The sequence below is a fragment of the Pseudomonas sp. BS3767 genome (assembly GCF_900099665.1).
In the GTDB taxonomy this organism is placed as follows: Bacteria; Pseudomonadota; Gammaproteobacteria; order Pseudomonadales; family Pseudomonadaceae; genus Aquipseudomonas; species Aquipseudomonas cerasi.
This window is the reverse complement of the sequence record NZ_FNCX01000007.1, coordinates 79,749-93,032: the sequence shown is the minus strand read 5'-3', so window position 1 is coordinate 93,032 and position 13,284 is coordinate 79,749. Positions and strand designations below refer to the sequence as shown.

Genomic DNA, 13,284 nt, shown 5'->3' with positions numbered 1-13,284 from the left:
TCTTTGGCGGGTCGGCTTAAACTGTCGGCCAAAACTGCCATGGAACCCCCTGATGACTTTCGATCAATCGAACTTCAAATCCCTCATCCGCCCGGTCGTGGACTTTCCCAAGCCGGGCGTGGTCTTCCGCGATATCACGCCCCTGTTCCAATCGCCCAAGGCCACCCGTCAGGTGATTGACAGCTTCGTGCAGCGCTACATCGATGCCGAGTTCAGCCATATCGGCGTCATGGACGCGCGGGGGTTTCTGATTGGTTCGGTGGTTGCCTATCAGTTGAACAAGCCGCTGGTGCTGTTCCGCAAACAAGGCAAACTGCCTGCCGATGTACTGTCAGAGGCGTATCAGACCGAATACGGCGAAGCGTATCTGGAGGTGCATGCCGACAGCCTGTGCGAAGGTGACTCGGTCATCATGTTCGATGACCTGATCGCGACCGGAGGCACGCTGATCGCCGCCGCCAATTTGATCCGCCGTATGGGTGCCGAAGTGTACGAGGCCGCTGCGATTATCGACCTGCCGGAACTGGGCGGTTCCAAGCGTCTTAACGACCTGAAGATCCCGACGTTCTGTCTGACCGAGTTTGCGCTGGACGAGCAGTAAGGGCGCAGGGACTGAGTTACAGGTTCCAAACTCTCCAGCGCTCACGGCTATCGTAAATGCGCTTTTTTATCGCGATGGCACTGACGACGCAGAGTGCGACGTTAGTGACAGGACGAAGGAACCCGACGAAGTGGGGCCGGAAACAGGAGCGAGGGGGTTTGGTTACTTTGGCCCGTCAAAGTAACTCGCCGAGGGGCGAAAAGGTGACCTGAGTCGAACCTCAATGCATCTGAAGTCGCAGAACCGCTGTGTGACGCAGAGCGTCACGAACTGCATTACCACGCGGAGCGTGGGAACGATAGCCATACGAACGAGAAACTAGCTCGCTGTATTACCGTGCAGTTTGGTCATCAATTGCGCTTCGGCCTGGGTCAGGCCGCAGGACTGGGTCAGCTCGTCGATGCTGGCACCCATGCCGACCAGACGGGCGGCCTGGGCGAAGGACAGCGTGGAGGGATCGCGCTGCTCCAGGGCGGTGAGCTTGTCGGGCAACGGCGCAACGACGGCACGCAGCTCATGCAACGCTTCGCCCATGCGCACCGTGCCGTTCTGGTAGTTGTCCAGACGCCTGGCCAACTCCTTGATCCGCTGATCCCGCAAGGCAGCCGCCTCGTCACGCCCGGCGTCGAGCTTGCGCTGACGCCTGGTATGGGCCAGGAACATAAACAGGGTGACAACCCAGAGAATGCCCAGGAAGACGACAGCTACCTCAAAGATCAATCAGATGTTCTCCAGCTCGGACCACTCTTCTTCGGACATCATTTTGTCCAGTTCAACCAGAATCAACAGTTCGCCGTTCTTGTTGCAAACGCCCTGAATGAACTTGGCCGATTCGTCGTTACCGACGTTAGGCGCAGTTTCAACTTCTGACTGACGCAAGTAAACCACTTCCGCCACGCTGTCGACCAGGATACCGACCACTTGCTTGTCGGCTTCGATGATCACGATACGCGTATTGTCGCTGACTTCAACCGGGGCCAGACCAAAACGCTGACGGGTATCGATCACGGTCACGACGTTACCGCGCAGGTTGATAATGCCCAGTACGTAGCTTGGCGCACCCGGCACCGGGGCGATTTCAGTGTAGCGCAGCACTTCCTGCACCTGCATTACGTTGATGCCATAGGACTCGTTGTCCAGGCGGAACGTAACCCATTGCAGAATAGGATCTTCGGAACCTTGTGCAGACGACTTATTCATAACCCCAACCCCTCACGTGTGTTCTTTGCAGGTGACGCCACTGGCACCGACCCATGATTATTTCGACTTGTTCAACTGCTTGACCGCGCCACTGGCTATCAGCTCGGCCAACTCTGCAACATCCAGCAACGCGCACATGTGCTCGATGACCGTGCCCGCCAGCCATGGACGATGACCTCGCTGCGCGCGCCATTTGATCTCGTTCGGATCAAGACGCAACGAACGACTGACCTGATGCACCGCCAGCCCCCACTCGTATCCCTGCACCGAAATCACGTACTGCAATCCCTGGCGAAAATCGTCGCGGTAGCGATCAGGCATGATCCAGCGCGCCGTATCCAACACTTTCAGGTTGCCTGCCTGACAAGGCAGGATCCCGAGAAACCAGTCCGGCTGACCGAACAGCGGCGTCAGCTCCTGCCCCGCCAGCGGATAAATCGACCCCAGGCACACCAACGGAACCGCCAGTGTCAGACCGGCCACATCGAACAACAGGCATTCGAACGGCTCGGCAGCCCATGCCGGACGACCATCACTGGTCGGCGGTGGTGTCGGTGTACGCTGGGCTGCCAGCGTGCTCAACTCGGCGACCGGTTCTACCAGCGCAACGGTTGGCACTGCCTCCTCAACCTGAGCCACTTCAACCTGCAGCGCTTCGGCAACGATCACCGGAGCGACTTCAACCACTGGCGCAGGCGCCTCAACCTTGACCGCTACCGCCACCGGAGCCGGTGCGGCAACCGCGACGGCCAGCGGCTTGATCTGCGCTTGCATCCGCGCATCAAAGGCCTGCTCTTCGAGCACAGCCGCCTGAAATTCATCGATGCTGCTGACGGGCTCTTCGAGCACTTCAGTCGCGTCGTACAACAATGCGTCCAGGTAGGACTGCAAAGCCAGTTTGGGTCGTGTTGCAACTTCTACAGGGCGGTTCATACCGGGGCCCAACAAAAAATGGAGCATGTGCAGCCTGATACAGTTATCGGCCGCATTGAGGCATCACTTGAGCAAACAATGTAGAAAGAGTAGACGTTCACGTCAGGCCACCTGCGCATTGAGCTGCTCGGCGAGCATATGCTTGAGCAATGCCCGGTAAGCGATCACACCACGACTCTTGCTGTCGTTCTGCGACGGCGTAAGCCCCAGTCGGCTGGCATCGCGCAATCGTGTATCGACCGGCACATAGGCTTGCCAGACATGCTCGGGGAAGCTGTCGCGCAGCAATTTCAAGGTGCCCAGCGATGCCTGGGTACGACGGTCGAACAATGTCGGCACGATGGTATAAGGCAGCGGCACCTTGCGCGAACGGTTGATCATGGTCAGCGTATTGACCATGCGCTCCAGACCTTTCACGGCCAGAAACTCGGTCTGCACCGGAATCGCCAGCTGCTGGCTGGCCGCCAGAGCATTGACCATGAGAACGCCCAGCAGCGGCGGACTGTCGATCAACGCATAGTCAAAATCCTGCCACAACTGAGCCAGACTTTTTGCGACAACCAGGCCCAGGCCGCTCTGACCCGGTGATTGACGCTCCAGTGTGGCGAGCGCGGTGCTGGAGGGTATCAGCGAGATACGTTTATCGCTGGTAGGCAGCAGCAACTGGCCGGGAAGACCCTCCGGCACCGCGCCTTTATGCAGAAACAGATCGAAAGCACTGTGTTCCAGTTCGTCCGGGTTATGCCCGAAATAACTGGTCATGGAGCCGTGAGGGTCCAGATCGACCACGACCACGCGCTTGCCTGAATCGGCCAGCAAACCGGCCAGGGCAATGGTCGTGGTGGTCTTTCCGACTCCACCTTTCTGGTTGGCTACTGCCCAGACTCTCATTAATGTTTTTCCTTCCGTACAGCGACGACCATACCGATACGATGTTTAGGGGGCGGGTGACGGAGAATTGACGGCGTTCGCGCGTACCGGCGGCTTTGCTGGCACCGGTGCAGTTTGTGTGCCAGCACGCCTCAATGCGGCATCCGGTTGCACATTGGCCGATCCAGCACTGGTCAGGCTGCGGCGAACATCCAGATTGCGCGAGATAACCAGCACTACACGGCGGTTCTTGGCGCGTCCGACGGTGCTGGTGTTGGGGGCGATCGGCTGAAACTCACCATAGCCCACCGAAGCGAGACGCGCCGGATTGACACCGTCCATGGCGAGCATGCGCACAATGCTGGCAGAACGTGCTGAAGACAGCTCCCAGTTGGTCGGAAATTGTGCAGTGCTGATCGGCTGGTCGTCGGTAAAGCCCTCGACATGGATCGGGTTGTCGAAGCGTTTGACGATCCCGGCGACCTTTTCGATGATGGTGAAGGCCTTGTCGCTGGGCATCGCATCGCCACTGCCGAAAAGCATGCTGGAGTTGAGTTCGATCTCGATCCACAGTTCGTTGCCGCGCACAGTCATCTGGTCGGACTTGATCAGGTCACCGAACGCATCGCGCACGTCCTGGGCAATGGTCTGCAACGGGTCATCGGACGCCTGACCTATGCCTGCGTCAGTCTGCTCGCTGTCCTTGACCAGCGGCTCGGCGGGCTTGACTGAAACCGGGCGCTGCTCACCGATGGGGATCGGCTTCATGGTGCGTTCGGTGTCATTGAACACACCGACCAATGCCTGGGACAGAATCTTGTACTTGCCTTCGTTGACCGAGGAAATCGAGTACATCACCACGAAAAACGCGAACAGCAAGGTAATGAAGTCGGCATACGACACCAGCCAGCGTTCGTGATTTTCATGTTCTTCGACCTGACGACGGCGAGCCATGCGCTGTTACTCCATGAAGCCTTGCAGCTTGAGTTCGATGGAGCGCGGGTTCTCACCCTCGGCGATGGACAACAGACCTTCAAGCAACATTTCGCGATAGCGCGCCTGACGGTGGGCGATGGCCTTGAGCTTATTCGCCACTGGCAGGAGGATCAGGTTGGCCATGGCCACGCCATAGATCGTGGCAACGAAGGCGACGGCGATACCGCTGCCCAGTTGACTGGGGTCAGCCAGGTTGCCCATGACATGAATCAGGCCCATGACCGCGCCGATGATACCCACGGTCGGCGCGTAGCCGCCCATGCTTTCGAATACTTTCGCAGCCTGGATATCGCGGGTTTCCTGGGTGATGAAATCCACTTCAAGAATGCTGCGAATCGCTGCAGGCTCGGCACCGTCGACCAACAGTTGCAACCCTTTGCGGGCATAACCGTCTGGCTCGGAATCGGCTACGGTTTCAAGACCCAGCAAGCCCTCTTTGCGGGCGGTCATGCTCCAGCCGATGACCCGGTCAACCCCACCGGGCAGATCGATACGTGGCGGGAAAATGATCCAGTGGATGATTTTCATGGCACGCATGAACGCACTCATCGGCGACTGCAACAGCGAAGCACCGAGCGTACCGCCCAGCACGATCAGAGCTGCCGGGCCATTGAGCAAGGCACCGAGGTGCCCGCCTTCGAGAAAATTACCACCAATGATTGCGACAAACGCCAGAATCAGACCGATAAGGCTCAGTACATCCATCAGAGACAGGCCTCTACCAAGTGCCGACCGATGTCGTCGAGGCTGTAGATCGCATCCGCGAGTTCGGCCTTGACGATGGCCATCGGCATGCCATAAATCACGCAGCTCGCTTCATCCTGCGCCCACACGGTACTGCCGGCCTGCTTGAGCAGTCGCGCGCCCTCGCGGCCGTCGGCACCCATACCAGTCAGGACCACCGAGAGCACCTTGTCGCCGTAGGACTTGGCAGCCGAGCCAAAGGTGATGTCGACGCACGGCTTGTAATTGAGACGTTCGTCGCCCGGCAGAATCTTCACCGTACCGCGCCCGTCAACCATCATCTGCTTGCCACCCGGCGCCAGCAGCGCCAGGCCAGGACGCAGCACGTCGCCGTCTTCCGCTTCCTTGACGCTGATCTTGCAGAGCTTGTCGAGACGTTCGGCAAATGCCTTGGTAAACGCCGCAGGCATATGCTGAATCAGCACCAGTGGTGCCGGAAAATTGGCTGGCAATTGAGTCAGCACCCGTTGCAGCGCGACCGGACCGCCGGTTGAGGTGCCGATGGCCACCAGTTTGTAGGCCTTACGCTTGGCTGTGCCTGAAGTAGTCGGGTGCGCCGGCGCATGAGTGGCCGGAGCAGCCGGAGCCGGAGCAGGTGTCGCCGTGCGTGACGGCACCGTCCTGGCAGGTGCAGGGGCTGGCGCAGACGCGCGGCTGGACAACGTCGAAGGAGCCGGTGCGGCCGGAGCTGCACTGGCTGAACCGAAGCCGCTGGAACGGCGGTTGCTGCGTGAAATGCTGTTGATTTTCTCGCACAGCAGTTGCTTGACCTTCTGCGGATTGCGCGAGATATCTTCGAAATTCTTGGGCAGGAAATCCACCGCACCGGCGTCAAGAGCATCCAGCGTCACGCGCGCACCTTCGTGCGTCAGCGACGAGAACATCAATACCGGGGTGGGGATACGCTGCATGATGTGGCGAACTGCCGTAATGCCATCCATCATCGGCATTTCGTAGTCCATGGTGATGACATCCGGCTTGAGTGCCAGCGCCTGCTCAATCGCTTCCTTGCCGTTGGTGGCGGTGCCGACAACTACAATGTTGGGGTCCGAAGAAAGAATTTCCGTAACGCGGCGGCGGAAAAAACCGGAATCATCCACCACCAGGACCTTGACTGCCATAAACACTCCAATAGGTGTCGCAGGCAGCCAGGCTGCCCGCAACCCCGGGTTCAGATACGCCGTGCGGCGTAACGCTTGAGCATGCTCGGTACATCGAGAATCAGGGCAATGCGACCGTCACCGGTGATGGTGGCGCCCGACATGCCCGGCGTACCTTGCAGCATCTTGCCCAGCGGTTTGATGACCACTTCTTCCTGACCGACCAGCTGATCGACGACAAAACCGATGCGCTGAGTGCCGACCGTCAGGATCACTACGTGCCCTTCGTGCTGTTCCTCATGAGCCGCAGAACTGACCAGCCAGCGCTTGAGGTAGAACAGCGGCAAGGCCTTGTCACGTACGATCACCACTTCCTGGCCATCAACCACGTTGGTAGTCGACAGGTTCAGGTGGAAGATTTCGTTGACGTTGACCAGCGGGAAAGCGAAGGCCTGGTTGCCCAGCATCACCATCAGGGTCGGCATGATCGCCAGGGTCAACGGCACCTTGATGACGATCTTCGAACCCTGGCCCTTGGTCGAATAGATATTAATCGAGCCATTGAGCTGGGAGATCTTGGTCTTGACCACGTCCATGCCCACACCGCGACCCGACACATCGGAAATCTCGGTCTTGGTCGAGAAGCCCGGCGCGAAGATCAGGTTGTAGCAATCGGTGTCACTCAACCGATCGGCTGCATCCTTGTCCATGACGCCGCGTTTCACAGCAATGGAGCGCAGGACGTTAGGGTCCATGCCCTTACCGTCATCGGAGATCGACAGCAGGATATGGTCGCCTTCCTGCTCCGCCGAAAGGATCACACGACCGCCGCGGGACTTGCCCGTGGCTTCGCGCTCTTCCGGCGTTTCGATACCGTGGTCGACAGCGTTGCGCACCAAGTGGACCAGCGGATCGGCGAGCGCCTCTACGAGGTTCTTGTCGAGGTCGGTCTCTTCACCGACCAGCTCCAGGTTGATCTCTTTCTTGAGCTGGCGAGCCAGGTCGCGAACCAGACGCGGGAAGCGACCGAAGACTTTCTTGATCGGCTGCATGCGGGTTTTCATCACCGCAGTCTGCAGATCGGCGGTGACCACATCCAGGTTGGAAACCGCCTTGGACATGGCTTCATCGCCGCTGTTGAGACCTAGGCGTACCAGGCGGTTACGCACCAGCACCAGCTCGCCGACCATGTTCATGATCTCGTCCAGTCGGGCGGTATCGACACGAACCGTGGTTTCGGCTTCTGTCGCCACCGGCTTTTCGCCGCTGGGTGCAGGAGCGCGCGCAGGGGCTGGCGCCGAAGCAGGTTTGGCCGGCTCTGCTTTCGCAGCAGACGCCGGAGCAGGCTTGGCAGCAGGTGGCGGCGGTGGCGGAGCAGCCGCTGCGGCTGCGGCTGCCGGAGCAGATGCCTTGGCAACAATCGCCTCAGGCTCGAACTTGCCCTTGCCGTGCAATTCGTCGAGCAGGTTTTCAAATTCGTGATCGGTGATTTCGTCCGACGCGGCCGCAGCAGCGGGCGCCTTGGCAGCAGCGGCTACGGGTGCAGCAGCTGCTGGCGTCGCTACCGCGGCGTCAAACGAACCTTTGCCGTGCAGTTGATCGAGCAACGCTTCGAATTCGTCGTCGGTGATTTCGTCACCGGCAGGCGCTGCACTGCCCTGCGCCACAGGTGCAGGGGCCGGAGCGGTTGCAGCATCGGCCGCAAATTTGCCCTTGCCATGCAACTGATCAAGCAGGGATTCAAATTCCTGATCGGTGATTTCGTCACCCGCCGGCGCAGCCGCTGCTGCTGGCGCCTGTGCAGGCGCTGCAGACACCGGGCTGGAGCCGTGCAGCGAATCGAGCAGTTGCTCGAATTCATCATCGGTAATCTCGTCGCCAGCCGCTGGCTCTGCAACCGCAGCAGCCTGGACTTCGACCACCGGCTCGGGCTCTGGCTCGGGAGCCGCGGCCTCGTCGGCGGATTGTGGCTCGGCCAGACGCGACAGCGCGGCCAGCAGTTCTGGCGTCGCCGGAGTTACGTCAGTCCGTTCACGTACCTGACCGAACATGCTGTTGACGGTGTCCAGTGCTTCCAGGACCACGTCCATCAGTTCGGAATCAACGCGACGCTCACCCTTGCGCAGGATGTCGAACACGTTTTCGGCGATGTGGCAGCACTCCACCAGCTCATGGAGCTGGAGGAAGCCGGCGCCCCCTTTTACAGTGTGAAAACCGCGAAAAATTGCATTGAGCAGATCAGCATCATCCGGTCGGCTTTCCAGCTCGACCAATTGCTCTGACAACTGCTCCAGAATTTCGCCGGCCTCTACCAGAAAATCCTGAAGGATTTCTTCATCGGCGCCGAAGCTCATGGGGTGCTCCCTAAAATTAACCGTCTACAGATCTTAGAAGCCGAGGCTCGATAGCAGATCGTCTACATCATCCTGTCCGGATACGACGTCTTCACGTTTATCGGCATGAATCTGCGGACCTTCACCCTGAGTGAGATGTTTTTTAGGATCTTTTTCATCGAGGATGGATTGTTCGTCATGTTCGATGCCTGCGAAGCGATCGACATGACTGGCCATGAGCACCAGTTTGAGCAGATTGCTCTCGACTTCGGTCACCAGTTGCGTCACACGCTTGATGACCTGACCGGTAAGGTCCTGGTAATCCTGGGCGAGCAGAATGTCGTTGAGATGCGCGGAAACCTGATGGGTTTCCTTCTCGGTACGCGTCAGAAAACCATCGACCCGCTTGGCCAGCTCGCGGAACTCTTCGGCACCGATTTCGCGGCGCATGAAACGCCCCCAGTCATCGCTCAACGCCTTGGCGTCGGAACTCAGGCCGTTCATGACCGGCGTACTCTCTTCCACCAGGTCCATGGTGCGGTTGGCCGCATTCTCGGTCAGCCTCACCACATACGACAGGCGTTCGGTAGCATCCGTGATCTGCGACACTTCCTCGGCTTGAGGCATGTGCGGATCGATGTGAAAGTTTACGATTGCACTGTGCAGCTCACGAGTCAGCTTGCCCACTTCCTGATAAAGGCCGCGGTCGCGTGTCTGGTTGAGTTCGTGGATCAGTTGCACAGCGTCACCGAAACGACCCTTTTCAAGGCTGGTGACAAGTTCCTGCGCGTGTCTTTTTAAGGTCGACTCAAAGTCGGCCATCGAATCATTGTTATCCATAGCGCCCTCGCGGCTTGCATCAGCTATTGACGCGTTCAAAGATCTTGTCGATCTTGTCTTTCAGGGCTTGGGCAGTGAATGGCTTGACTACATAACCGTTCACCCCAGCCTGGGCAGCTTCAATGATCTGCTCACGCTTGGCTTCGGCAGTGACCATCAGCACGGGAAGGCTCTTGAGGCGTTCGTCCTTGCGGACTTCGCGCAGCAGATCGATACCGGACATGCCAGGCATGTTCCAGTCCGTCACCAGAAAGTCAAAGGCACCGCTCTGCAGCATCGGCAATGCGGTCAGACCATCATCCGCTTCCGATGTGTTGGTAAACCCCAGATCACGCAAAAGGTTCTTGATGATCCGCCGCATCGTTGAGAAGTCATCAACGATGAGGATTTTCATGTTCTTGTCCAATTCGACCTCCAAGCAGTCTTTAACGCGTTCAGCACCTGAACACGCTGTTCACTCAATACTGGCACAGCACACCCCCGGCTGTACGAAACGACGACGGGCTTGGCACAACAACAGGCAAGGACCTGAGAAACAAGCCCATCGAGGCAATGCCTGACAGGCTTCTGACGGGTCCACCCCGTTACCACGTAACGCTCTGCACAGCCGGCTTGCAGTCAACGCGCGGCCATAGACCGCACATTGCCTGTCAACGCGCTCGCCACTCCCCCAAACGCCCTCGCAAACGAGCTGCGCACTGGCTGTGTAACTGACTGACCCGCGATTCGCTGACCCCGAGAACCTCTCCGATTTCCTTGAGGTTCAGCTCTTCGTCGTAGTACAGCGCCAACACCAGCCGCTCGCGCTCTGGCAGATTGGCAATTGCATCGGCCAACGCAGCCTGGAAGCGCTCGTCTTCCAGGTCGCGCGACGGCTCAAGCGATCCGCTTGCGCCATCCTCGTGCAGCCCTTCATGATCGCCGTCCTGCAGCAGGTCGTCGAAACTGAAGAGGCGGCTGCCCAAGGTGTCATTCAAAATCCCGTAGTAATCATCGAGACTCAACTGGAGTTCGGCCGCAACCTCGTGATCTTTAGCGTCACGGCCGGTTTTAGCTTCAATTGCCCGAATTGCGTCACTGACCATACGCGTATTACGGTGTACCGAGCGTGGCGCCCAGTCCCCCTTGCGCACCTCATCGAGCATCGCACCCCGGATGCGAATGCCGGCATAGGTCTCGAAACTCGCACCCTTGGTGGAATCATACTTGGTGGAGACTTCAAGCAGGCCGATCATGCCGGCCTGGATCAGATCCTCGACCTGCACACTGGCCGGCAAGCGCGCCAGCAGATGATAAGCGATACGCTTGACCAGTGGCGCATAGCGCTCGATCAACTCGTATTGTGAATTACGGGAAGCCTTGCTGTACATCTGGTAGCCGCTCGCAGTCATTGCACAGGCCCTGCACTGGTCTGGTGAACGAGTCGCTCAACGAAGAACTCGAGATGACCCCGCGGGTTGGCTGGCAACGGCCAGGTATCAACCTTCTGGGCAATGGCCTTGAAGGCCAGTGCACATTTGGAACGCGGGAATGCTTCGTAGACGGCGCGCTGTTTCTGTACCGCCTTGCGTACGCACTCGTCGTACGGCACGGCACCTACATACTGCAGCGCAACATCGAGAAAACGATCCGTCACTTTGGTCAGCTTGGCGAACAGGTTGCGCCCTTCCTGCGGGCTCTGTGCCATGTTGGCCAGCACCCGGAAGCGGTTCATGCCGTAATCGCGGTTAAGCAGTTTGATCAGGGCGTAGGCATCGGTGATCGACGTGGGCTCGTCGCACACCACCAGCAGCACTTCCTGAGCGGCGCGCACGAAGCTGACCACCGACTCGCCGATACCGGCGGCCGTGTCGATCACCAGCACATCGAGGTTGTCACCAATCTCGCTGAACGCCTGGATCAGGCCGGCATGCTGGGCGGGCGACAGATGCACCATGCTCTGGGTGCCGGAAGCAGCGGGTACGATTCGAACCCCGCCCGGCCCCTGCAACAGCACGTCGCGTAACTCACAACGCCCCTCGATGACATCGGCAAGCGTGCGCTTGGGCGTCAACCCGAGCAGCACGTCGACATTGGCCAGACCCAGATCGGCGTCCAGCAGCATGACGCGACGGCCAAGCTCGGCAAGGGCCAGTGAAAGGTTCACTGACACGTTAGTCTTACCGACGCCACCTTTGCCACCGGTCACCGCGATAACCTGTACGGGATGCATGCTGCCCATGTTATTTCTTTACCTTGTCTTGCGTAGACCGAAACCACATCGAGGGCTGCACGTTCGCGTATGAACACTGCATGGCAGACCGTTGACGCAGGGACATTCCAATAATATCCATCACTTAACCCACTCTCTTGCCAGGGGTGTGATAGAGGTCAGCAAACATATCAGCCATTGCTTCCTCGCTAGGCTCATCCTGCATCTGCACACTCACCGCGCGGCTTACCAGCTGATGACGACGCGGAATATGCAGGTCATCAGGAATGCGTGGTCCGTCCGTGAGATAGGCCACAGGTAATTCGTGACTGATCGCCAGGCTCAGGACTTCACCGAGGCTGGCTGTTTCATCAAGCTTGGTCAGAATGCATCCGGCCAGGCCACAACGCTTGTAACTGTGATACGCGGCTGTCAGCACCTGCTTCTGGCTGGTGGTTGCCAGCACCAGATAGTTGCGCGACTTGATGCCGCGACCCGCGAGGCTTTCCAGCTGCATGCGCAGCGCAGGATCACTGGCCTGCAGCCCGGCGGTGTCAATCAGCACCACGCGCTTGCGCAGCAGCGGTTCCAGCGCCTGAACCAGAGACTGGCCAGGATCGACATGGGTGACCGGCACGTTGAGGATGCGCCCAAGGGTCTTGAGCTGCTCCTGCGCGCCGATACGGAAACTGTCCATGCTGACCAGTGCGATATTCTGCGGGCCGTACTTCAACACATAACGTGCTGCCAGTTTGGCCAGGGTGGTGGTCTTGCCCATGCCGGCAGGACCGACCATTGCAATCACGCCGCCCTCTTCGAGCGGCTCGACTTCCGGCACGGCGATCATGCGTGCCAGATGAGCCAGCAGCATGCGCCAGGCCTGACGAGGCTCGTCGATCTCCGGGATCATCGACAGCAGATCGCGTGACAGCGGGCCGGACAAGCCGACACGTTGCAGGCGACGCCACAGATTGGCCTGCTGCGGACGACTGCCCTGCAACTGGTTCCAGGCCAGCGAGCCGAGCTGGACTTCCAGCAGCTCGCGCAGGCCGTTCAATTCGGAGCGCATCGAGTCATAAGCGCGCTGGCCAACGGCAGGCTCGGCGGCCTGTGGCGGTGCGTACGCGAATGGGCGCGGCGGCTCTTCGAGTGTCGGCTCGATGTGCGTATCGGCAGGGTTGACCGGCTTGCCGGAAAACAGCTGCAGGTTGACCGATGCGTCGCTGTCGCTGCGGTTGTTCAATTCGGCCTGGGCGGAGACGATGCGCGACTGAGTCTTGCGCAGCTCGTCTTCCAGCTCCATGTTCGGCACACGCGGTGCCAGGGCGGACAGCTTGTAATCCAGAGCAGCAGTCAGCTCTACGCCACCAGCAATGCGCCGGTTACCGATGATGGCCGCTTCAGCGCCCAGCTCATCGCGAACCAGCTTCATGGCTTGACGCATATCGGCGGCGAAAAATCGCTTAACTTGCATGA

14 protein-coding genes are annotated in these 13,284 nt (G+C 59.2%); 1 reads left to right on the top strand and 13 read right to left on the bottom strand.

All coding sequences use genetic code 11. From position 1 onward, the window contains the following. Nucleotides 1-52: 52 nt before the first annotated feature. Nucleotides 53-601, top strand: coding sequence for an adenine phosphoribosyltransferase (locus BLR16_RS19515; protein WP_003370206.1), 549 nt, complete (start codon nt 53-55; stop codon nt 599-601). 318 nt (nt 602-919) lie between these two features. On the opposite strand, the gene BLR16_RS19505 is transcribed toward BLR16_RS19515, so the two are convergent. The 13 genes from BLR16_RS19505 to flhF form a co-directional block, all read right to left on the bottom strand. Further along, nucleotides 920-1,321: a DUF2802 domain-containing protein gene (locus tag BLR16_RS19505; protein WP_003370204.1), complete on the bottom strand. Its 402-nt coding sequence runs from the start codon at nt 1,319-1,321 to the stop codon at nt 920-922. Further along, nucleotides 1,322-1,801, bottom strand: coding sequence for a chemotaxis protein CheW (locus tag BLR16_RS19500; RefSeq protein WP_003370201.1), 480 nt, complete (start codon nt 1,799-1,801; stop codon nt 1,322-1,324). Nucleotides 1,802-1,858: 57 nt separating this feature from the next. Next, complete coding sequence (locus BLR16_RS19495; RefSeq protein WP_003436127.1) at nt 1,859-2,761, bottom strand: CheW domain-containing protein; 903 nt, start codon at nt 2,759-2,761, stop codon at nt 1,859-1,861. A 75-nt stretch (nt 2,762-2,836) separates the two neighbouring features. Continuing rightward, nucleotides 2,837-3,625, bottom strand: a complete 789-nt coding sequence (locus BLR16_RS19490; RefSeq protein ID WP_003370196.1) for a ParA family protein — start codon at nt 3,623-3,625, stop codon at nt 2,837-2,839. Nucleotides 3,626-3,670: 45 nt separating this feature from the next. Continuing rightward, nucleotides 3,671-4,558: a flagellar motor protein MotD gene (motD, locus tag BLR16_RS19485; protein ID WP_003370193.1), complete on the bottom strand. Its 888-nt coding sequence runs from the start codon at nt 4,556-4,558 to the stop codon at nt 3,671-3,673. A gap of 6 nt (nt 4,559-4,564) precedes the next feature. Next, nucleotides 4,565-5,305 carry a flagellar motor protein gene (locus BLR16_RS19480; protein ID WP_003436124.1) on the bottom strand — a complete coding sequence of 247 codons (741 nt, stop codon included), beginning with the start codon at nt 5,303-5,305 and terminating at the stop codon, nt 4,565-4,567. Continuing rightward, on the bottom strand, nt 5,305-6,465 hold the full coding sequence (locus BLR16_RS19475) for a protein-glutamate methylesterase/protein-glutamine glutaminase (RefSeq protein WP_058416901.1): 1,161 nt from the start codon (nt 6,463-6,465) through the stop codon (nt 5,305-5,307). The genes BLR16_RS19480 and BLR16_RS19475 overlap by 1 nt, the downstream gene beginning before the upstream one ends. A 50-nt stretch (nt 6,466-6,515) precedes the next feature. After that, nucleotides 6,516-8,798 carry a chemotaxis protein CheA gene (locus tag BLR16_RS19470; protein WP_092194475.1) on the bottom strand — a complete coding sequence of 761 codons (2,283 nt, stop codon included), beginning with the start codon at nt 8,796-8,798 and terminating at the stop codon, nt 6,516-6,518. Nucleotides 8,799-8,831: 33 nt separating this feature from the next. Next, a complete protein-coding gene (locus BLR16_RS19465) occupies nt 8,832-9,617 on the bottom strand; it encodes a protein phosphatase CheZ (RefSeq protein ID WP_003370183.1) in 786 nt (261 codons plus the stop codon). A 19-nt stretch (nt 9,618-9,636) separates the two neighbouring features. Continuing rightward, nucleotides 9,637-10,011, bottom strand: coding sequence for a chemotaxis response regulator CheY (locus BLR16_RS19460; protein ID WP_161420660.1), 375 nt, complete (start codon nt 10,009-10,011; stop codon nt 9,637-9,639). A gap of 256 nt (nt 10,012-10,267) precedes the next feature. Further along, nucleotides 10,268-11,008, bottom strand: coding sequence for an RNA polymerase sigma factor FliA (gene fliA / locus BLR16_RS19455; RefSeq protein WP_002554271.1), 741 nt, complete (start codon nt 11,006-11,008; stop codon nt 10,268-10,270). Further along, a complete protein-coding gene (gene fleN / locus BLR16_RS19450; protein ID WP_003412391.1) occupies nt 11,005-11,838 on the bottom strand; it encodes a flagellar synthesis regulator FleN in 834 nt (277 codons plus the stop codon). The genes fliA and fleN overlap by 4 nt, the downstream gene beginning before the upstream one ends. Before the next feature lie 115 nt (nt 11,839-11,953). Beyond that, on the bottom strand, nt 11,954-13,282 hold the full coding sequence (gene flhF, locus BLR16_RS19445; protein ID WP_003436114.1) for a flagellar biosynthesis GTPase FlhF: 1,329 nt from the start codon (nt 13,280-13,282) through the stop codon (nt 11,954-11,956). Nucleotides 13,283-13,284: the final 2 nt, after the last annotated feature.

What these genes read in the sequence shown, in the direction of transcription:
- BLR16_RS19465 (WP_003370183.1), bottom strand. Translation starts at nt 9,617, where the DNA reads ATGGATAACAATGATTCGATGGCCGACTTTGAGTCGACCTTAAAAAGA.
- BLR16_RS19460 (WP_161420660.1), bottom strand. Translation starts at nt 10,011, where the DNA reads ATGAAAATCCTCATCGTTGATGACTTCTCAACGATGCGGCGGATCATC.
- BLR16_RS19515 (WP_003370206.1), top strand. Translation starts at nt 53, where the DNA reads ATGACTTTCGATCAATCGAACTTCAAATCCCTCATCCGCCCGGTCGTG.
- BLR16_RS19490 (WP_003370196.1), bottom strand. Translation starts at nt 3,625, where the DNA reads ATGAGAGTCTGGGCAGTAGCCAACCAGAAAGGTGGAGTCGGAAAGACC.
- fleN (WP_003412391.1), bottom strand. Translation starts at nt 11,838, where the DNA reads ATGGGCAGCATGCATCCCGTACAGGTTATCGCGGTGACCGGTGGCAAA.
- flhF (WP_003436114.1), bottom strand. Translation starts at nt 13,282, where the DNA reads ATGCAAGTTAAGCGATTTTTCGCCGCCGATATGCGTCAAGCCATGAAG.
- BLR16_RS19480 (WP_003436124.1), bottom strand. Translation starts at nt 5,305, where the DNA reads ATGGATGTACTGAGCCTTATCGGTCTGATTCTGGCGTTTGTCGCAATC.
- motD (WP_003370193.1), bottom strand. Translation starts at nt 4,558, where the DNA reads ATGGCTCGCCGTCGTCAGGTCGAAGAACATGAAAATCACGAACGCTGG.
- BLR16_RS19500 (WP_003370201.1), bottom strand. Translation starts at nt 1,801, where the DNA reads ATGAATAAGTCGTCTGCACAAGGTTCCGAAGATCCTATTCTGCAATGG.
- BLR16_RS19470 (WP_092194475.1), bottom strand. Translation starts at nt 8,798, where the DNA reads ATGAGCTTCGGCGCCGATGAAGAAATCCTTCAGGATTTTCTGGTAGAG.
- BLR16_RS19495 (WP_003436127.1), bottom strand. Translation starts at nt 2,761, where the DNA reads ATGCTCCATTTTTTGTTGGGCCCCGGTATGAACCGCCCTGTAGAAGTT.
- fliA (WP_002554271.1), bottom strand. Translation starts at nt 11,008, where the DNA reads ATGACTGCGAGCGGCTACCAGATGTACAGCAAGGCTTCCCGTAATTCA.
- BLR16_RS19475 (WP_058416901.1), bottom strand. Translation starts at nt 6,465, where the DNA reads ATGGCAGTCAAGGTCCTGGTGGTGGATGATTCCGGTTTTTTCCGCCGC.